We start from the raw sequence: 21,214 nt of genomic DNA, 5'->3' as shown, positions 1-21,214 counted from the left end.
AGGAAATTCAAAAAATTAATACAGAAAAATATGACGAATGAATCAATTTTTCTGGTGCTTTTGTTTCTTTTCACTCTTTTATATTGTATTTAAGCAAGGTAGCAGTTTTCCAATCAGAATCTTTCTTACATGAAAAAGGCCTTCCCTATTACAGGAAGGCCTTTTCATCTATTTCTTATAAAGTTTCAGAAGTAGTTTTTCCTTGCATGTGAAGTGCGATATAGTCAGGTCCACCAGCTTTAGAGTCTGTACCAGACATGTTAAAACCACCAAATGGTTGGTAACCTACGATTGCACCAGTACATCCACGGTTGAAGTATAAATTACCAACGTGGAAGTCTTCACGTGCTTTTTCGATATGTTCACGGTTATTAGAAACAACAGCTCCTGTTAAACCGTATTCTGTATTATTTGCAATTGCAAGCGCGTGATCAAAGTCTTTCGCTTTACAGAATGCTACTACTGGTCCGAAGATTTCTTCTTTCATTAAACGAGCGTCTTCTGCAACGTCAGCAACGATTGTTGGTTGGATGAACCAGCCTTTAGAGTCGTCTCCTTCGCCACCTGCTACTACTTTACCTTCTTCTTTACCAATTGCAACATAGCTCATTACTTTATCAAATGCAGCTTGGTCATTAACTGGTCCCATGTTCATGTCTTTTTCAGCTGGGTTACCTACAGTTAATTCTTTCGTTAATTCAATAGCACGGTTTAATACATGATCGTATACATCTTCATGGATTACTGCACGAGAACAAGCAGAACATTTTTGTCCTGAGAATCCAAATGCAGATGCAACGATAGACTTAGCAGCTAATTCAAGATCTGCTTCTTTATCAACAACGATTGTATCTTTACCGCCCATTTCAGCGATAACACGTTTTAACCAAATTTGGCCTGGATTTACTTTTGCTGCGCGTTCGTAAATACGAATACCTACATCGCGTGATCCAGTGAAGCTAATGAAACGTGTACGAGGGTGGTCTACTAAGTAGTCACCAACTTCAGATCCGCTACCAGGGATGAAGTTTACAACGCCTGCCGGTAAGCCTGCTTCTTCTAATACTTCCATAAATTTCGCTGCCACTACAGGTGTTGTACTAGCTGGTTTTAGTAATACTGTGTTACCAGAAACTACTGCAGCTGTTGTCATACCTGCCATAATTGCGAATGGGAAGTTCCAAGGAGAAATGATAACACCTACTCCTAATGGAATGTAAGAGAAACGATTATATTCAATTGGACGGCTTTCTACTGGAATACCGTCTTTTAATTTTAACATTTGACGACCATAATATTCCATAAAGTCGATTGCTTCTGCTGTATCAGCATCTGCCTCATTCCATGGTTTACCTGCTTCTTTTACAAGAATAGCAGAGAACTCATGCTTTCTACGACGAACAATTGCTGCAGCACGGAATAAAATGTCTGCACGCATTTCTGGTTTTGACTTTCTCCAAGTTTGGAATGTTTCATCCGCCACTTGCATTGCTTTTTCAGCTAATTCACGGCTTGCTTTTGAAACACTGCCCACAACTTCTTCTTTATTTGCAGGGTTTACAGAAACGATTTTCTCGTCTGTAGTGATCTTTTCTCCCCCGATAATTAATGGATAGTCTTGTCCAAGATAAGATTCTACTTTCTTTAAACCTTCTTCAAACGCTAACTTGTTAGCCTCTACTGAAAAATCTGTAAATGGCTCATGCTTGTATGCTACTACCATTCTTTTTAGCCTCCCCTTAGAAAAACGTTTACATTTTACAACATTATTCTACACGATAATTTAGATTTATTCAAATATTCCTAGACTTATATTTTAAAAATTAATTAATTTTTAAAATATAATAAAAAAGAAAAGCTTCATACGTTATGTATGAAGCTAAATAATATGAACATATTCCAAAACATTTTTCCCAATTAATAAAATTGTCACCAATAAAAATAAAGTCCGCACATATCCAACACCTTTTTGTACTGCAAACTTTGATCCTAGATAAGCCCCTAAAATCATTGATAACCCCATAATAATACCGTATTCAAAATGAATGACATCTAAAAATAGAAATGTGATTAAAGATACAATGTTACTAACGAAATTCAAAAGTTTTCCAGATGCAGCAGCTTGAATAAAGTCCAAACCAATTAATAAAAATGCAAAAATTAGAAATGAACCTGTCCCGGGACCAAAAAATCCATCATAAAATCCTAAACTTAAAATAACAAAGAAAAACATTAATGCTTTTCCTTTCGTCATCTTTTTATAAGTGGACGCACTTCCCCAATCTTTTTTTACAATAATATAAATTGCAATAAATACCAACATAATAAGTACAAGCGGCCGTAAAATATCGGGTGGAATAAATTTCACAACTAAAGCTCCAGCTATCGCACCCACAATAGTTAATGGGATTAATTTTCCTACTATACGAAAATTAACCTTTCCTGAACGAATAAAATAAATAGCACTTGTAAAAGTCCCCATCGTTGCAGCCAGCTTATTTGTTGCAATTGCCGATGCAGGCGATAAGCCCACAAACATAAGTGCTGGAAGTGAAATGAGCCCTCCTCCTCCAACAACTGAATCAATAAATGCAGCCAAAAAACCAAAAGCAACGAGTAATACAATAATCTGTAAGCTTAACTCATCCATGTCTTTTCTCCTTACCCCTTTTTGTTCACAACATTAGAAATTATAACAAAATTACAGAAGAAAAAAAGCCGTTCCAGAAAGGAACAGCTTTTTTCTTAATCTAAAATTTTCACAAATGGTTCATCCTGCTTCGCCTCACGAATAATAATCGCTTCTGGTCGTTCAACAGATTTAATTGTCACCTGTACTTTCACATAATTCGGGAAGTATTGCATAACTTGTCCAGCAACAAATTGTGTAAATCCAATCACTTCTGCTTTTCCATTAAACTGAACAGGGATTTCAAGTTTCATTTCTTTTAATTGATCATCTTTATAAAATCCTGTACCAACAATAGCTGTGTAGTCACCTTTGAAAAACTCACTCAGTTTTGCTTTAAAGTTTTCTACAATTGCGTAATCTTCACGCACATCCGTTTTAGCTGATTCAGAAGGGAACAAGTAATATTTTTCATTAATTGCTTTCCAATCTCCTACTTTGTCACTGCCTTTATCTATTTGAGCATAAGATACAAATTTTCCTGGTACAAGTGTCGATTTTGATCCTTGGCGATAAATCGCAAATGTAATGGGAATATTTTTTAATTTTGGATCTTTCTTTTGCAATAATGTTAAAATTTCTTGTGCCATAGACTTACCTTGATCTAACATTTCTTTTTCTGAAATTTCCACCTCACGTGGATACCCATGTTCCTCAGTATAATAATGAACCGAATTCATTGCTAAACCAATAACAACTCCACCAAGTTCAACTTCTTTTTCACCTTTTCGTACATAATAATCGTGCTCTAAAATATTAGAAAGATACATTGGTGTTTTTTTGTTTCGAACCTCTAATGATTCTGAACCTTCTTGTAACGCCGGATTTAATCCAATATTAGGGAATTTCACTGCGTCTTTTTTCAGTTTCTCTTCTAACTCTTTTTGCTCCGCATCTGTACGCTTTCTCTTTACAAGCATTTGAACCGTTTCTTTATCTAAAGAGCTACCACCTTTGAATAGATAATCCTTCGTACTAAACGATTCTTTCGCAATACGCATTAGTCCTGTTTCAAATTCATCTATATCCAGACGGCTATTTAATCCTTGTACAACTAAGCCACGTGCAGAACCTGGATCAAATGGCACCGTTGTTTTGTAATAATCCTCAGAAATAGAATATTTCGGAACAATCGCTTGTTCTTTTGATTTACCCGATTTTTCAACAACTTTTTCTTCTTTTTTTATACCTGTACTACATCCACTTAGAAGTAGACCTAGGCTTAATACCGCTAATGCTATTTTTTTCATGGTAAGTTTGCACCTCTTACTTATTCAGCTCTTGTAAGAACCTCTCTTCATTCCAAACCTCAATATTATGTTTCTCTGCTTGTGCTAATTTTGACCCTGCCGCTTCACCAGCAACGACTAAATCAGTACTTTTACTTACACTACCTGTTACTTTTCCACCTAGCTCTTCAATCTTTTTCTTCGCTTCGCTACGCCCCATAACTTCTAGTTTCCCTGTTAGAACGATTGTTTTTCCAGCGAAGTAAGATGCAATATTTTGTAAATCAGCACGTTTTATGCCTTTGTAGGTCATGTTAACACCGTACTCTTTAAATTGTTGTAATAATTCTAGCACGTCTTCATTATCAAAGTACGTTACAATTGATTGGGCCATTTTCTCGCCAATTTCATTAATCTCTTTTAACTCTTCTTCTGTTGCTTTCACAAGATGATCCATCGTTTCAAAATGCTCAGCTAACGTGCGAGCCGCTTTTGCACCGACATGACGAATACCAAGTCCAAATAATAGACGCTCCAACGAATTTTCCTTAGAATTTTCAATTGCTTGTACTAATTTAGATGCTGATTTCTCACCAAAACGCTCTAATTGTAACAATTGCTCTTGCGTTAATGGATACAAATCTGCGAATGTCCGAATATAATCTGCTTCAAAGAGCTGTGTAATAACACGCTCTCCAAGCCCATCAATATTCATTGCATTTCTTGAAACGAAATGAATCAATCCTTCACGAATTTGCGCTGGACATGCTGGATTAATACAACGCAGAGCTACCTCTTCTTCTAAACGAACCAGTTCACTGTCACAAGCCGGACAATGCGTTGGCATATGATACTCTTCTTCTTCACCAGTACGTTTATCGAAAATAACATTAACTACTTCTGGAATAATGTCTCCAGCCTTTTTCACAATAACGTAGTCACCAATTCGAATATCTTTTTCACGAATTTGATCCTCGTTATGTAGGGATGCACGGCGGACAATTGTTCCTGCCACTCGAACTGGCTCTAGTTCTGCCGTCGGTGTCACAACCCCTGTGCGTCCCACGCTCAGTTCAATACCTGTTAATCTCGTTACAACTTCTTCTGCCGGAAACTTATAAGCAATTGCCCAGCGTGGACTCTTTGCTGTTGTTCCTAAACTATCTTGCAAGGCCACATCATCTACTTTAATTACGATTCCATCAATCTCATAATTAAGATTCGGGCGCTTTTCCTGCCATTCTTCTACATAAGCGATTACATCTTCAATTGTTTCACATGTGCGGCGATTTGGATTCGTTTTAAACCCAAGCTCGCCTAAGAAGTTTAATGATTCGCTATGTGATGCAATCGTCTTTTCTTTCACATCAGCAAGGCCATACACAAACATTGACAAATTACGCTTCGCAGCAATTTTTGGATCAAGCTGGCGAAGTGATCCTGCTGCTGCATTACGTGGATTTGCAAAAACTGCCTCGCCATTTTGTTCTTTCTCATCGTTTAATTTTACAAATGAACGCTTTGGCATATATGCTTCACCGCGCGCTTCTAATGTTACTTCTTCTTTCAAACGAAGAGGGATCGCTTTAATTGTTTTTAAATTTTGCGTAATATCTTCACCAGTTACGCCATCGCCACGTGTTGCGCCTTGAACGAAGCGTCCTTTTTCATAATGAAGGGAAACAGCAAGACCGTCAATTTTTAGTTCACATATATATCTTACATTTGAATCATCAATTCCTTGACGTACTCTGCGATCAAAATCACGTAAATCTCCTTCATTAAAGGCATTTCCTAAACTTAACATCGGCGATTTGTGCGTTACTTTTTCAAATATATCAAGCACTGCTCCCCCAACTCGAACGGTGGGAGAGTCTTCTATTAAAAATTCTGGGTTTTCTGCTTCTAATTTTATAAGCTCCTGCATATCACGGTCGTATTCCGCATCAGAAACAGAAGGATTGTCTAATACGTGATATTGATAGTTGAATGCATTTAACATATCACGAAGTTCTTCTATACGCTGCTTTGCCTCTTCTTTTGACATATCCTTACTCCTTTCTATTGTTTCGTTACAGGTGCAAATTTTGCTAATAAGCGTTTAATGCCAATTGGACTTGGGAATGCAATATCTAATTCTTTTGCATCTCCTTCACCTTTCACACTTACAACTGTACCAACACCCCATTTTTGATGGGACGCTTTATCACCTACAGCCCAGCCAATTTGCTCTCCTCCTGTCGTTTTCACAGTTGGACGCACAAATGCAGAGCGGGAACGTGTTGTCGTTGTTGCCCCAGCCGATCTTCCTTTTGCACTAAATGTCTCACGCTTTGGCGCTGTTTCATTTAATGGTTCTAGCAACTCCGTAGGAATTTCTGAAATAAATCGAGATGCTGCATTCATATTTGTTCTACCGAATAACGTACGCATTTGGGCATTTGATAAATATAACTCTTCTTCCGCACGAGTAATACCTACATAAGCAAGACGGCGTTCCTCTTGCATTTCATCTTCTTCCATAAGAGAGCGAGTATGCGGGAACACTCCTTCTTCTAGTCCAATAATAAAGACAACTGGGAATTCAAGTCCCTTTGCCGAGTGCATCGTCATTAAAATAACTTCTTCACCCGCAGTTGGATCCTCATCCACGCGATCAATATCTGCTACAAGTGCCAAATCTGTTAAGAAAGCAACAAGACTCTTATCTTCACTTTGCGATTCAAATGTCTGTGTAACAGATAAAAACTCATCTAAGTTTTCAAGTCGTCCTTCTGCTTCTAAAGAACGTTCATTCTTTAGCATATCGCGGTAACCCGTTTTCTCAATCACTTCTTCTACTAGTTCCGTAACAGATAAGTATTCTTGCATGTTTACCCAGTTGTGTAATTGACTTGCAAATTCTTTTACTGCTTTTGTGATTTTTGCACTTACTCCGACATGTTCAATTTCATCCATTACAGCCGTTAATGAAATCCCATTTTGTACGCCGTAGTTAATAATTTTATCGATAGACGTGGCACCGATTCCTCGCTTCGGCATGTTAATAATACGTGCGAAGCTAATCTCATCATCTGGATTTGCAATTAAACGTAAGTATGCCAAAATATCTTTAATCTCTTTACGATCATAGAACTTAATGCCGCCGACAATTTTATATGGAATATTAGACTTTAAGAAAATCTCCTCGACCATACGAGACTGAGCGTTCGTACGATACAGAACCGCAAAATCTGTATATTTTCGATTTCCCATTTGAATTTCATCGCGAATTTTTTTTGCAACAAAATATGCTTCATCCTTTTCCGTTGCAGCACGGTAATACGAAATCTTACTTCCAATTTGATTGTCTGTCCATAATTTTTTCGGTTTACGATTTGAATTATTTTCAATTACAGCATTAGCCGCATTTAAAATATTTTGTGATGAACGGTAGTTTTGCTCTAACAAGATAACCTGTGCATTTTCGTAGTCTTTTTCAAATGACAAAATGTTAGAAATGTCCGCCCCACGCCAACGATAAATGGACTGGTCAGAATCACCAACAACACAAAGGTTTTTAAAGCGAGCAGCTAATTTATTTACAAGAATGTATTGGGCTCTATTCGTATCTTGGTACTCATCCACATGAATATATTGGAACTTACGCTGATAGAATTCCAATACTTCTGGAACACGTTCAAATAAATGGATCGTCGTCATAATTAAATCATCAAAATCTAATGAGTTATTTTTCAAAAGACGTTTTTGATATTCTGTATATACATCGCTTGTTAATTTTTCAAATGGATCCGCAATTGAAATTTGCTTTGCATATTTATCAGCAGATAACAATTCATTCTTTGCATTACTAATACCAGATAAAATAGAACGTGGATCGAATTTTTTCGGATCAATATTACGCTCTTTCATAATCTTTTTTACAACCGTAAGTTGATCACTTGCATCTAAAATCGTAAAGTTACGATTAATTCCGATACGATCAATGTCACGTCGTAAAATACGTACGCACATTGAGTGGAACGTAGAAATCCAAATATCTTCCGCTTCCGGGCCAACAAGCTTATCGATACGTTCACGCATTTCACGAGCCGCTTTATTTGTAAAAGTAATTGCTAATACATTCCAAGGTGCTACACCTTTTTCACCAAGTAAGTATGCGATGCGATGTGTTAGCACACGCGTCTTACCACTACCAGCACCTGCCATTAATAGAAGTGGTCCGTTTGTTGTTTGCACTGCCTTTTGTTGCTGAGGATTTAAACCATTTAATAATTTATCAGTTATACTCATATGTGCCTGCACCTACTCTCCTTTTACAGCTTTTACTGTTTGTAAAGCTGCCTTTATATCATCATAAATTACATTTCCTACAACGACTGTATCAGCGTACTGTGCAATTTCTTTTGCTTCTTTCGCACTTGAAATTCCACCGCCGTAATACAACTTTGCTTGTTGTAATTCTGCTTTTACATTTTTAACGAGTTCAATATCTCCGTAAGTACCACTATATTCTAAGTAAAAAATCGGCAACTTCAGAAGCTTGTCTGCCATACGTGCATATGCAATCACATCATCTTCTGTTAAATCACATTTCGCCTCTGTAAGCTGAGCTACTTTTGCTTCTGGATTTAAAACACAATATCCTTCCATGAAAATTTCATCCCAGTTCATAATATCCCCGAATTCTTTCAATGCCTCATGATGAATTCCCGTTATCCATTCCACTTTTGAGCTGTTTAAAACACTTGGAATGTAATAAAAATCAAACCCTGGTGTAAGAGCTTCAAGATCAGAAACCTCTAACACACAAGGAACTGCATATCTACGAATGCTTACTAGCATGTGTAATACATTATCAATTGTTACCCCGTCACTTCCGCCTACAATCACTGCGTCTGTTCCAGATTCACAAATCATTTCTAAATGTTCATCGCTTAATTCCTTATTCGGATCAAGCTTAAATACATGTTTCCACTGTGAAATATCGTACATGAAAACACCCTTTCTTTTGTCTATTCACCTTTATGTGCTGGTTCAAAAAGGAGGATCTAGAGAGCCGAGCTATTCGAGGCGCTGCAGCCAGGAGGACACGGAGTGTAGCTATATACTACATGAGTACCGGACTGGCAAAGCAACGAAGAAATGCGAAGGTTATCTTGACCGGACTTTTTAAACTTCCTTTTATGCATTCTTACATTATAACAAAAAAAGACACCTATACACACGTCCAATCCAACATCTTTTTCACCGTCAAATGTTGGATTACATATCGCGAAACTTACGTGGAATAATAACAACTGAAATAGTGTTTGCTATTTCTAAGCTGATGAAGAAGGAGTGTTTTCTTTGATGAAGCAAAACATCGGCATAATGAATGCTCTAATCCGAATTACACTCGGTTTAGTTGTACTAAGTTGTAGCACAGCTAAACTCACACGTAAACCATGGTGCACTTGGTCAAAGGTTTTGCTGTGGCTTGGTGCAATGAAAATTGCAGAAGGAATCTTGCGTTTCTGTCCTATTACTGAAGCATGTAAATTTGGAAAATATATAAACATGGGTGCCTTAAAAATACCTAGCATGGATTTTAATAAAAAAGGACATGCTAAACAAGAAGAAGTAAGTCACACTTCCAGTCCTGACAAACCAGGATCAAAAGGAAGTTATGATGCTTCTGACAAAGAGATTGAGTCAGCGATTGAAGAAGCAATCCTGGCGAAACCGCTTTGAATCATTTGTCACGATGCAAGATGCTCTCAAAGAGACTTAGCTGCTGCAGTGGGCGGCTAAGTCTTCTTTATTTTATCACAAAACAGAACTAATGTTCTTTTCGTTTTATTTCCCCTAAGAGATTCCACTAAAAAAAGAGCGGATTTTTTCGCTCTTTACTTTCCTTGTGTTTGAATGAATTCTTTCTCTTGCTCTGGATTTGTTAATTTGTAGGCTTTACCAGTGTTACCGCCTTGTATTTCCCAAAAAAATTATGCTCCTCAACCGCTTGAGTGAAATCACCTTTCTCCCATCTATCTAAGATTTCAACGCATTGTGGCTTGTATTGCAGAAGATCGCTTTTTTCAACCAGTTCTCGCATCTTTTTTAATGTTCTTCGAATTCATTTCAATAAATCCTCGCCTTTCGGAGGCTAATACTTTTTGATGAGTCATTTTGTGCATTGAATCAATTACAACACCCTCAGAATTTAATAAAGTGAAACTTTAATCAGTGGAGGTTTTCTTCATCCCCCACTGATTATTAGCCCGACCCCCATCTAATCTCTTTGCTTTTACTGGATTCTGAGGTGGAGGTCTTACTGCCCGTTAATGCGGGATAAATAACTGTAGCTATATATTAATTTGAGATGTATCGCGCCGCATACCTAAAAAACTAATTTCCCACTCTTCTAAGAAAGATTTTTTATTATTTTCAGAAAATAAGATTTTCCTCCCTTGCATTCGATGATATAAAAGTGATATCATTTTTATATCAGAAGGAGGCGATTAGTATGAGAGAAAAACAAGTGTTTTATGTAAATGGTTTTCTAGGTATTATTGGTCTTTTAGCTTTATCCGGTATCGGTGTATTTTGCCTCGTACAAGAAATATTTGTAGTAGCTGTACTTTGTCTAATTTTAGCTGCTATTCTTGCCACCGGTATTGGGATTGTCCAACCAAATCAAGCAAAAGTGATTACGTTTTTTGGGAACTATTTAGGAACAATCCGTCAAAATGGATTATTTTTAACAATTCCATTCGCACTTCGTCAAACTGTTTCTCTTCGCGTTGAAAACTTTAATAGTAAAAAACTAAAGGTAAATGATGTAGATGGGAACCCGATTGAAATTGCAGCTGTTATCGTTTATAAAGTTGTCGATTCAGCAAAAGCGATTTTTGGGGTTGAACATTATGATGAATTCGTAGAAATTCAAAGTGAAACAGCAATTCGCCACGTTGCAACGAAATATCCGTATGATAATTTTCAAGATGACAATTGCATCACACTACGTGGAAATGCCGAAGAAATCTCTGAGGAACTAAGACGCGAATTAGAAGCGCGCTTAGATATTGCTGGTGTAGAGGTACTAGAAACTCGTTTAACACATTTAGCTTATGCAACAGAGATTGCCCATGCAATGCTTCAGCGTCAACAAGCGAAAGCTGTTTTAGCAGCACGAAAAGAGATTGTCGAAGGTGCTGTAAAAATGGCGAAAGATTCCATTCATATGTTAGATGAAGAAGGCGTACTCGATTTAGATGACGAGCGTAAAGCGAACATGGTTAACAACTTATTGGTTGCCATCGTTTCAGATAAAGGTGCACAACCAGTTATTAACACAGGAAGTCTATATTAAAGGTTGTAGGTAATTATGGCCAAAAAGAAAAGCTTTCCATTACGTATTGATCCTGAATTACACGCAGTCATCGAAAAATGGGCAAATGATGAATTTCGTAGCGTTAACGCTCACATCGAGTATTTACTTCGAGAAATGGCAAAGCAAAAAGGAAAACTAAAAAAAGAGAAAGAGTCTTAAGTTTATATTCAGTGGTTCTCTTCCCTACACAAAAAAAGCAACTAAATTTAGTTGCTTTTTCTAATTATTAAAAATAAAATCACCAATAAACTTTATGATTTCCATATAACACTGATTATGGAATACAGGCTTTATAACAGATACAACAATAATACGAGAAACAGACTTAAAAAAATAAAAACTTTCCACTTATACGATTATTAAAAAACAACCTAAACATTTAGGATTCTTTCCCTTTTTCGAATGTAAAATTCATTATATTTTTTTATATTCCTATCCTAATAAACACTGACCTCATCTCAATTTTACTGATATTCTCAACAACAACAGTATACATTCAGGCCGTTTCTTTATCTCTTTTCTTTATTATAGCTGACTACAATCTCATAATATTCATCAAGGTCAATAGCATAAGCTTTTAATTCTTTTCATACTAGCCTTCCTTAGTTCACATAACGGGCGGTTTCAGTAGCCAGTTTGCCTAATTTAAAAGGAGAATAAGCTCTTTTATTCTCTTTAAGCATAGCATGTAAAAGAATATGAATTTATAAAAAGTAGGTGAAAACATGACATTAGATTCTCAACGTATTATAGGTTTCCCTGGTATGGGCATGGGTGGTTTCCCCGGTATGGGCATGGGCGGTTTCCCTGGTATGGGCATGGGCGGTTTCTCTGGCATGGGTATGCGCGATTTCCCTGAAATGGGTATACCAGTATACTATTGATTTCTAATACTTTATAGCAAAAACAGATGACAATAGGTAAAACCCTCGCTTCAACCCATTAGGATCCTCTTACCTATTGCATCTATTAACTTGTACCAGTTTTTTCATAATGTTTATCAACAAATCAAATATAAAAAGACACTGAATAGTAAGCGTCAAATATTCCCCACCTACAATTTATAAATAACCCATGAGATAATCAAGCACTTCCACTTATTGGCGCTGCGCTTACTTTAGTTATTTCTATTTTTCTATTGTTGATTGACGAATTAAAATGCAAACAGTTTGAGAAAAGACGAGCTTATGTAGATACAAACAGATTGTAACCCCTTGAAACATTCAACATACGATATGATTTTTCCTATCTTTCTATCTAACTATATATAATGATAATTCAACCATACAAAAATGCACCCGCTAACTGCGGATGCGTAATATGAATAGAAATGAGATTCATATATTCTATTGTCTTAAAAATCAATTTAGAGGTTGTTCCACAAATCATCTCGGCTAAAGTCACACTCTTTTAACGGGACAACCTTCGTCTTTTTAATAAACTTATAACCTAACCAAAGAATAATAAACACCGGTACACTAATATACGATACAAGCATTCCATACCAGTTAATCGCCCCTCCAGAAACCACTTCACTTCCTTGTCCAATAATAACAATGATACATAATACTAACGTAAACAACGGACCAAAGGGATACCATTTCGCCTTAAATGTTAGTTCATTTAAGCTTCTCCCTTGTGCCACGTATGCTTTACGAAATCTATAATGACAGATTGCGATTCCAATCCATGTTAAAAACCCCGTTAACCCCGTCATATTAAGCAGCCATATATAAACAACGCCATCGCCAATGAATGATGATAAAAAGACAAGTAATCCAAAAATAATATTGGCATACAAAGCATAGGTAGGGACCCCTCTTCTATTTACCTTACGCAAAATTTTAGGCGCTTTTCCTTCTTGTGCAAGAGCCCAAAGCATGCGAGTAGAAGCATACATAGAAGAATTGCAAGCTGAAAGCACAGAGGTTAAAATGACAGCATTCATTAATGATGCCGCAAATGCAAGTCCAGCTTTTTGAAAAACTAAAGTAAATGGGCTAATAGAAATATGATCCACATCCGATTTAAGAAGACTCGGGTCTGTATATGGAATAATAATCCCTATTACGGCTATAGCCAACACATAAAAAATTAACACCCTCCAAAAAACACTACGAATTGCCCGAGGAACATTCCGCTCTGGATCCTCACTTTCACCAGAAGCAATACCAACCATTTCTGTACCTTGGAAGGAGAAACCTGCAATCATAAAAACACCAACTATAGCCAAAAATCCTCCTTTGAAAGGAGCCTCACCTATCGTAAGATTATGAAACCCTACTGCCGGGCTAAAGAATATACCAAGTATCATGAAAATACCGATCACTAAAAATAGAATAATTGTAACGACCTTAATACCAGCAAACCAAAACTCCGATTCACCATACCCTCTAACAGACAGTACATTTAATAAAAATATAAGTGCCAAAAAAAGCATCCCCCATAGAACATCCGAGGATTCTAGCAACCAATATTTCATAACCAACGCACCTGCTGCCAACTCAGCCGGAATGGTTGTAGCCCAGCTTAACCAATAATTCCAACCAAGTGTAAATCCAAATGCCGGATCAACAAACCGAGTTCCGTATGTTTCAAATGAACCTGACGTTGGAAGATATGTTGCCATCTCACCAAGACTTGTCATTAAAAAATAAACCATACACCCAATAGCAAGGTACGCAACAAATGCCCCTCCTGGTCCCGCTTGACTAATCGTAGCACCGCTTGCAACAAATAATCCCGTACCAATTGCAATCATAGATATATGTCGTGGCCTTAAGCCACGATTCAACTTCCCATCTATAGTAGATGGTGTTCCAATATTTGATTTTGTCTCTAAATTATCCATCGTCTCACCTCTCTCTTTGCAACGTTCCTAAAAAATAACCGATTCACTCTATGCAAAATCAAGTGATTCGTTTCAAAATATACAATGTCTCCTCTTTTTTGTTCTGAATATTCTAACTACTTAACCTGTAATAATAGAATTACAATGTTATAGAACGAAAGACAATCAAAAACAATTCTGATTGCCTTCCCATTTCCTTCAAATCAATTCTAGTAACTGCACCTTCTTCTGATACGCTCTCCATGTAATACACCATTTTTTCGGATTATCGAGAAAATCCTGTTCATCTAATTTGTGAATCGTACTATTTTGCGGAGCGTTTTGAATGACTTTGGGATTTTCATAGGCTTCCTTAGAAATTTGTTCAAGGGCTGCTATATACTCATCTAAGTCAGTCTTAGAATAGCTCTCAGTCGGTTCAAGCGTGAACGGCTGGGGTACGATATATGGATGGTGACTCGTCCAATAGTGTAAGCCGAAATCCGTCATTCTTCTTTGGACATCCTCTGTTGTAATACCTGTTTCATTTTTCAGCTCTTCCCAGCTATAGCGAACTTGCTCAAGGCGCTGTCCTTTTACATATGGAGCACTTGCACCACGAATCTTTTGTACTTTGTGATACATATAATTGTTATTTAATACAGCTGTTTTCGCCACTTCTTTTAATCCTTCTGGACCAAGGGCACGAATCCATGCATAAGACCTGAGAATTGTTTGTGCTACCCCATGAAAAGCGCGCACTTTTCCAATGGAATGTTTCAGATCATTGTTTAAATAATATTTTCCTTCATCGCATTCCACAATTGGTCCAGGTAAATATTCTTTTAGCTCTTTGCTCACTCCAAGTGCACCCGTTGCTGGCCCACCACACATATGCGGAGCAGCAAATGTTTTGTGAAGGTTAAAAAAACACATATCAAATCCTGCTTCTTTTGCTCTAGTAATTCCAAGGAGACCATTGGCATTTGCCTGATCATAGTAACAAATCCCACCAGCCTCATGTACGACCTTTGTAAATTCTTTAATTTTCGAATTAAAAATTCCTGTATCTTCAGGATTTGCAACAACAAATCCCGCTGTCCGCTCTGAAACAACTGCCTTTAATTTTTCTATGTTAGGGAATCCATCTTCATCTGGATGAAGTGTAATAATTTTAAATCCTTTAACAGCTGCTGTAGCTGCTTGTGAAGGGTGAGAAAAAATAGTTGTAATAATTTCATTACGTTTTTCTCCTTCTCCGCGAGATTCATGATATTTTCTTACAATGGAAGCCATAGCAAATAATGCTTGCGTACCACCACTTGGCTGAAATGAAAAATGATCCATACCAGATATTTCTCTCATACAAAGATCCAATTTATATATAATCTCTAGCATTCCTTGGACCGTACTTTCATCTTGAAGAGGATGCAGTTCCATTATTTTAGGATTTCGTACTAATAATTCATTAATTTTTGGGATATATTTCATCGTACAAGTCCCTTGCCCAATTTCAACGTTAAAGTCGGATCCTAACGTCTCTTGTGAAAGTCTCACATAATGCCTTAACACACGCGCCTGACCGATTTCTGGAAGTCTCGCTCTTTCTTTTCTATACATAGAATGAGGAATCTTTGAAACTCCATCGCCAACTTCCTGCACAATCGTTTGATCCGCTGTCGGAACTTCTACTCCTCTTTCTCCTCGCTGATGAAGTTCAAAAATAATTGGTTCATTCCATCTTGCTTGATGAAAGTCACGAACTTTACTATCCCTTTTAATTTTCTTCATGAGTTCATTCTCCTTTCTGTTCATTTATTTTAATTCGTCACAATTTCTTGAAGGGCGGCAATTAACTGATCCAAATCTTCCTTCGCATGGACTTCTGTAACGCAATATAAAGCGCATTGACCAAATATAGGAAACTCTTTCGAAATATCCTTCCCTCCAAATATCTGCTTTTCTAATAATTTCTTATTTATGGTTTCGACTGATAAACCGGTCCCATTAAAATCGACAAGAAACTCTTTAAAAAATGGAGAACTTAATCTTGAACCTCTCACCCCAGGGATTTTGTTCAGTTGTTTTACTGCATATTGACTATTTTGCATAATAGTTTGACCTAATTCATACATGCCATTCGGTCCAAGTAACGATAAATAAACCCCAGCTGTAATTCCCCATAACGCAGTTTGTGTACCAACTGATTCTTTTCCTTTTTCACGAAGGGCAAAAGATGTCCGATCATAAGCCACATCGCCAAAGCCATACTCCCCTTCTTTTACTGTTGGCACAATTCCAAATAGACGTGAAGGATATTCATTAATAAACTTTTCTTCATCCCTTGTAGCAATGAATCCCGCTTGCCCTCCGCTATAGTTCATATGCATACCAAGCGGCTGCAAATCACCACAAACAATATCCGCTTGATAGTGACTTGGCGGCGCCAACACTCCAAGTGAAATTGGATCAACACCAACTACTACTAGTGCATCATTCTGCTTCGCAATTTTCGCAATTTCCATACCTTGTGATTCAATAAACCCTAAATAGGAAGGATTTTCAAAATAAATAGCTGCCACATTAGAAGAAATCTTATTCTTTAAATCTTCTAAATCTAGAAGACCATTCTCAGCATCATAAATAACAAAAACAAATTCAAGATCTGGGGAGCCATAATTTTGAATAATTTTCATTCTTTCAGGTGATACAGTTTGCGCTACTAATACCTCTGTTCTTTTTGTAATACGAGCAGCCATCCGAATCGCTGTAGCTGCTGCTTGCCCCCAATCAAACGTCGGTACATTTACAACATCCATATCAACAAGTTCAGCTACTAGACTTTGATATTCAAATAACGCTTGGAATCTACCATGATCCTCGTAAGGTTCACCGGCATATGCCGTCAGAAATTCCGATCTTTGATTCACTTCATCGCAAACTGCTGGTACAAAGTGCTGCCAGCAACCTGCTCCTAGAAAATTTAGATATTCACTTGTACTCGTGTTCTTACACAATATCCCTTCAATGTGGCGACGCAACTCGTATTCTGTAAGCGCCTTTGGTATGTTCATTTCCTCTTTCAACTTTAGTTCATCCGGTATACAAGCGTATAATTCCATCACTGATTCAGCGCCTATTTCTTTTAACATCTCTTCCTTTACTTCAGGTACCATATTTGGAATGTAAGGATGTACCTTTTTCGTCATCTTAATACCCCCTTATTAAAATTCTTTCAATTATGCTAAACCTCCACCATCAACAACAAGTTCCGTTCCTGTCACCCAAGATGACAAATCGCTAGCTAAAAATAAAACACCTTTTGCGATATCACGAGGCGTACCAATTCTTGATAGAGGTCGATCTGTTGCTGACTCTTTCAAAAATGTTCCCTCTTCCACATTTAATTGCTTCGCCTCGTCACGTAGTAACTGTGTATCTGTATCACCAGGACATATACAATTCACTCGAATATTTTGCGGACCATGATCAATTGCCATCGCCTTCGTTAAGTTCACAACACCGGCCTTTGCAGCACAATAAGCAGCTGCTTTATCGCCTCCTTTTAGCCCCCAACCGGAACCTGTATTGATAATACTCCCACCTTGCTTTTCAGCCATAATTGGAATGATATATTTAGATAATAGGTATACACCTTTTAATGAAACATTAATAACTGAATCCCACTCCCTTTCCTCTAATTCAACAACTGTTTTTCTTCTAATAATTCCCGCATTGTTAAACAACACATCTACACTTCCATATACCTGCCTAATATGTTCGCTAACATTCTTACAATCTAATTCACTTGTTACATCGCACTTCAAAAACTCTGCTCGCTGTCCCTCATCTCGTAAACTCTGTGCAGCTTGCATACCCTTTTCTTCATCAATATCTAAAAGAATAACGGCAGCCCCTACTTCAGCAAAAATTGTTGCAGTCGCATACCCAATTCCTGATGCCGCCCCAGTTACAACCGCCACTTTATCCTTTAATTGAAAATAATCTCTTTCCATAAAAAAGCCTCCTTTATTTGCATCTGCTTTTTATTAAGCAAAAATCATGCCAATGTTATTGCATAGAAAATCCTTATCATAGCAAGCAATCTTAGTACGATTGTTTGACATTTTTGACAAACGTTTGACACTTTTTCATTTTTCAGAATTATCATACAATGGTTATATAATAGAAAGGAGGTTCTAAATTGTCTACAATCACAGCAATCACAAAAATTATTCATACCTTTTCCGAACTCTTACAAATAGAAATCGCCTATTTCAACCATGAAGGGCTATTAGTTTCTTCAACGGAGGAATATAAAAAGCAAAAAGGAGAACGTGTCTACCTCCCCTTTTTCCAAAAACTATACGAGCATCCCATTACCTTTGTACATAAGCCAGGACATATGAATATGTGTCATGGTTGTCACTTTCAAAAGAGCTGTCCATCAACTGCAGAAATTATACAAAACATGATTCAAAATGAACGCCACTACGGTTATCTTTCATTCGTTAGTTTTTCAAAAAATAAACAACAGAAGTTAATCGACCAGCAAAAAGAATTTATCTATTGGATGGAAAAATTAAAAGGGATTATTACTGCTATCATTCATGAAACCAATTATTCCACTCCCACAATGGGCACGAAATTAAAACAAACTGAATATATCCTTGGGAACAGCCATACATTGCAAAACATAAAAGAAATCTTAAAAAATATGAAAAGTAGTACTTCCTCTATTGTTATTACTGGAGAAACAGGGACGGGAAAAAGCTTAATGGCAAAACTTATTCATGAACAGAGCATGTTCCAAAGAGGAGATTTCATTGAAATAAATTGTGCTAGTATTCCTGAATCTTTATTCGAAAGTGAGCTCTTTGGCTATGAGGAAGGTGCATTTACGGGAGCAAGGAAAAAAGGAAAACCAGGTTACTTTGAAATGGCTGATCGAGGAACACTATTTTTAGATGAAATTGCCGATCTCCCTCTCCATTTACAACCAAAACTATTGAAAGTACTGCAAGATGGTGTTGTACAAAGAATTGGTGGAACACTTCCTAAAAAAGTGAATATCCGGATTATCGCTGCATCTAATCAATCATTAGAAAAATTGATGGAATCTAAACAATTCCGTTCCGATCTTTACTACAGACTAAATGTTATTCCTATCCATTTACCACCATTAAGAGAAAGAAAAGAAGACTTAAAAAAACTAGTTCCCTTCTTAATTAAAAAATTACAAACAAGAACAGGAAAATTCATTCAAACTTATACAGATGATTTTTTAGAAAAGTTAAAGCAATATCACTGGCCTGGGAACATTCGTGAACTAGAGAACATTTTAGAATACAGTATGAATATGGAAAAGAGTAGCCAATTAACCCAATCATCCTTACCGGGATTCCTACAACATAATATAACTCAACCACAGTCACCTTCAAAAGAATGCAGTACATTAAAAGAGGCCGAAAAAGAGAGTATTATTAAAAAGCTTCATTATTATGGATATGATTATGAAGGAAAAAAACAGGCTGCTGCTGATTTAGGAATTAGTGTTCGAACATTATACAGGAAGATGGAGAAGCTTGGGATTTCAGGATCAACTAGATAATATACTACTTTAATTATTAGGATTTGCTTTCTGCATACAAAATAAAGCAAACCACTTTTTATGTTTTGAACGAAAGTAAATACTAAACAAAAAAAGAAGCTAACATAAAACATGTTAGCTTCTAGCAATCTACCTTTGCAATTGCGCGGTATCCTATATCATTTCGATAAAATAACCCATCACTCTTAATTTTCGCGATTTCTTTATATACTTTATCTTTCGCTTCTTGTAAGTCTTTTGCTTTACAAGCAACAAATAGTACACGACCACCGTTTGTTACGAAATCTCCACGCTTCATAGCTGTACCTGCATGAAAAACAATTGCATCTTCTAATGTATCTAATCCGCCAATAATAGCGCCTTTTTCATATACTTCAGGATATCCTTTTGAAGCAAGTACTACACCAATAACCGCTTCTTCGGACCATTTAAGCACTAATTTTTCTCCATCTAAAACGCTATTACATACATCAACTAAATCATTGTCTAAACGAGGCAGTACAACCTCTGTTTCCGGATCTCCAAAACGAGCATTAAACTCAATTACTTTTGGGCCTTCGTTTGTTAAAATAAGACCTGCATATAAAATACCTGTAAATGAACGACCTTCTTTGATCATCGCCTGAGCGGTTGGATGTAAAACCGTTTCAATCGCTACTTCAACCGCTGATTCTGGAATTTGTGGTACTGGAGAATATGCACCCATTCCTCCTGTATTCGGTCCTTTATCACCATCAAAAGCGCGTTTATGATCTTGTGCAATTACCATTGGATAAACAGTTGTTCCATTTACGAATGCCATTAAAGAGAATTCCTGTCCATCTAAAAACTCTTCAATAACAACCTTTTTACTTGCTTCACCAAATTTCACATCTTGCAGCATTTCTTTTACAGCTTGTAATGCCTCTTCTAACGTCATTGCCACTGTTACACCTTTACCAGCTGCTAAACCGTCCGCTTTAATAACAATCGGTGCACCAATTTTTCGAATATACGCTACTGCTTCCTCATAGTTCGTGAACGTTTCATATGCTGCTGTTGGAATATCGTACTTTTTCATCAATTCTTTTGTAAAAGCTTTACTGCCCTCAATCACAGCCGCTGCTTTATTCGGACCAAAAACACGAAGTCCTTCTGCCTCAAAACGATCGACAATCCCATTCATAAGCGGAATTTCGGGACCGACGAATGTTAAACCTATATTGTTCTCTTTCGCAAACAGAACAAGTGCATCAAAATCATTTTCATCAATAGCAACTGGCGTTGCCACGTCTCTCATACCTTCATTTCCTGGTGCTACATATACCTTTTCCACTTGCTCAGACTGTGCAAACTTCCAAGCTAAAGCATGCTCACGTCCACCGCGGCCAATTACTAAAACATTCATACGTCATCCTCCAATATTCAAATAAGCACAAACCAGGAGCAATGCCCCTAGTTTGTTTCTATTCGTTCATGTTCAAAAAGAAGGTTATCTTGGCCG

The 21,214-nt window shown here is 37.1% G+C and carries 18 protein-coding genes; 5 read left to right on the top strand and 13 right to left on the bottom strand.

What is annotated here, in order from left to right; translation table 11 throughout:
* Positions 1 to 175: 175 nt before the first annotated feature.
* From pruA to pcrB, 6 genes are all read right to left on the bottom strand, one after another.
* On the bottom strand, positions 176 to 1,723 hold the full coding sequence (gene pruA, locus JDS96_RS02290) for an L-glutamate gamma-semialdehyde dehydrogenase (RefSeq protein WP_003205687.1): 1,548 nt from the start codon (positions 1,721 to 1,723) through the stop codon (positions 176 to 178).
* 156 nt (positions 1,724 to 1,879) lie between these two features.
* Positions 1,880 to 2,650: a TSUP family transporter gene (locus JDS96_RS02285; RefSeq protein WP_003194634.1), complete on the bottom strand. Its 771-nt coding sequence runs from the start codon at positions 2,648 to 2,650 to the stop codon at positions 1,880 to 1,882.
* A 95-nt stretch (positions 2,651 to 2,745) separates the two neighbouring features.
* Positions 2,746 to 3,939, bottom strand: a complete 1,194-nt coding sequence (locus JDS96_RS02280; protein WP_003194633.1) for a CamS family sex pheromone protein — start codon at positions 3,937 to 3,939, stop codon at positions 2,746 to 2,748.
* Between the two features lie 16 nt (positions 3,940 to 3,955).
* Complete coding sequence (gene ligA / locus JDS96_RS02275; protein WP_199665858.1) at positions 3,956 to 5,965, bottom strand: NAD-dependent DNA ligase LigA; 2,010 nt, start codon at positions 5,963 to 5,965, stop codon at positions 3,956 to 3,958.
* 14 nt (positions 5,966 to 5,979) lie between these two features.
* Complete coding sequence (gene pcrA, locus JDS96_RS02270) at positions 5,980 to 8,211, bottom strand: DNA helicase PcrA (protein ID WP_029427567.1); 2,232 nt, start codon at positions 8,209 to 8,211, stop codon at positions 5,980 to 5,982.
* Between the two features lie 12 nt (positions 8,212 to 8,223).
* Positions 8,224 to 8,913, bottom strand: coding sequence for a heptaprenylglyceryl phosphate synthase (gene pcrB, locus JDS96_RS02265; protein ID WP_003205693.1), 690 nt, complete (start codon positions 8,911 to 8,913; stop codon positions 8,224 to 8,226).
* Between the two features lie 357 nt (positions 8,914 to 9,270).
* Here pcrB and JDS96_RS02260 point away from each other — a divergent pair, with 357 nt between their 5' ends.
* Positions 9,271 to 9,651: a YgaP family membrane protein gene (locus tag JDS96_RS02260; RefSeq protein ID WP_018766479.1), complete on the top strand. Its 381-nt coding sequence runs from the start codon at positions 9,271 to 9,273 to the stop codon at positions 9,649 to 9,651.
* 202 nt (positions 9,652 to 9,853) lie between these two features.
* Here JDS96_RS02260 and JDS96_RS31835 read toward each other — a convergent pair whose 3' ends face one another.
* Together JDS96_RS31835 and JDS96_RS32775 are read right to left on the bottom strand one after the other, a co-directional pair.
* On the bottom strand, positions 9,854 to 10,012 hold the full coding sequence (locus JDS96_RS31835) for a DUF6241 domain-containing protein (RefSeq protein ID WP_274605922.1): 159 nt from the start codon (positions 10,010 to 10,012) through the stop codon (positions 9,854 to 9,856).
* Complete coding sequence (locus JDS96_RS32775) at positions 9,996 to 10,085, bottom strand: hypothetical protein (protein ID WP_274605926.1); 90 nt, start codon at positions 10,083 to 10,085, stop codon at positions 9,996 to 9,998. Before JDS96_RS32775 ends, JDS96_RS31835 begins: the two co-directional genes overlap by 17 nt.
* Positions 10,086 to 10,423: 338 nt before the next feature.
* On the opposite strand from JDS96_RS32775, the gene JDS96_RS02255 reads away from it, so the two are divergent.
* The 3 genes from JDS96_RS02255 (at position 10,424) to JDS96_RS02245 (ending at position 12,174) form a co-directional block, all read left to right on the top strand.
* Complete coding sequence (locus tag JDS96_RS02255; RefSeq protein WP_199665857.1) at positions 10,424 to 11,269, top strand: SPFH domain-containing protein; 846 nt, start codon at positions 10,424 to 10,426, stop codon at positions 11,267 to 11,269.
* Positions 11,270 to 11,284: 15 nt separating this feature from the next.
* Positions 11,285 to 11,449, top strand: coding sequence for a type II toxin-antitoxin system antitoxin (locus JDS96_RS02250; protein ID WP_003194620.1), 165 nt, complete (start codon positions 11,285 to 11,287; stop codon positions 11,447 to 11,449).
* Positions 11,450 to 12,015: 566 nt separating this feature from the next.
* Positions 12,016 to 12,174: a hypothetical protein gene (locus JDS96_RS02245; protein ID WP_199665856.1), complete on the top strand. Its 159-nt coding sequence runs from the start codon at positions 12,016 to 12,018 to the stop codon at positions 12,172 to 12,174.
* Between the two features lie 482 nt (positions 12,175 to 12,656).
* Here the strand turns inward: JDS96_RS02245 and JDS96_RS02240 are convergent, their stop codons facing one another.
* The 4 genes from JDS96_RS02240 to JDS96_RS02225 all read right to left on the bottom strand — a co-directional run bounded on the left by JDS96_RS02240 (position 12,657) and on the right by JDS96_RS02225 (position 18,136).
* The gene (locus JDS96_RS02240; RefSeq protein WP_199665855.1) at positions 12,657 to 14,141 is read right to left on the bottom strand and encodes an amino acid permease; all 1,485 of its coding nucleotides are present in this window, start codon (positions 14,139 to 14,141) and stop codon (positions 12,657 to 12,659) included.
* A gap of 198 nt (positions 14,142 to 14,339) precedes the next feature.
* Positions 14,340 to 15,911 (bottom strand): aminomethyl-transferring glycine dehydrogenase subunit GcvPB, encoded by a 1,572-nt coding sequence (gene gcvPB, locus JDS96_RS02235; protein WP_199665854.1) that lies wholly within the window; start codon positions 15,909 to 15,911, stop codon positions 14,340 to 14,342.
* A 29-nt stretch (positions 15,912 to 15,940) separates the two neighbouring features.
* Complete coding sequence (gene gcvPA, locus JDS96_RS02230; protein WP_199665853.1) at positions 15,941 to 17,329, bottom strand: aminomethyl-transferring glycine dehydrogenase subunit GcvPA; 1,389 nt, start codon at positions 17,327 to 17,329, stop codon at positions 15,941 to 15,943.
* 30 nt (positions 17,330 to 17,359) lie between these two features.
* Entirely contained in the window at positions 17,360 to 18,136 is a 777-nt protein-coding gene (locus tag JDS96_RS02225; RefSeq protein WP_003194606.1) for an SDR family NAD(P)-dependent oxidoreductase, read from the bottom strand.
* Positions 18,137 to 18,324: 188 nt separating this feature from the next.
* Between JDS96_RS02225 and JDS96_RS02220 the strand changes: the two genes are divergently transcribed.
* Positions 18,325 to 19,731, top strand: a complete 1,407-nt coding sequence (locus JDS96_RS02220) for a sigma-54 interaction domain-containing protein (RefSeq protein WP_199665852.1) — start codon at positions 18,325 to 18,327, stop codon at positions 19,729 to 19,731.
* 121 nt (positions 19,732 to 19,852) lie between these two features.
* Here JDS96_RS02220 and purD read toward each other — a convergent pair whose 3' ends face one another.
* Positions 19,853 to 21,118, bottom strand: coding sequence for a phosphoribosylamine--glycine ligase (gene purD, locus JDS96_RS02215; RefSeq protein ID WP_199665851.1), 1,266 nt, complete (start codon positions 21,116 to 21,118; stop codon positions 19,853 to 19,855).
* Positions 21,119 to 21,214: the final 96 nt, after the last annotated feature.

Origin of the sequence: Bacillus cereus group sp. N21 (genome assembly GCF_016483395.1) — a bacterium.
Classification (GTDB): domain Bacteria; phylum Bacillota; class Bacilli; order Bacillales; family Bacillaceae_G; genus Bacillus_A; species Bacillus_A pseudomycoides.
This window is presented reverse-complemented; position numbering and strand designations above follow the sequence as displayed.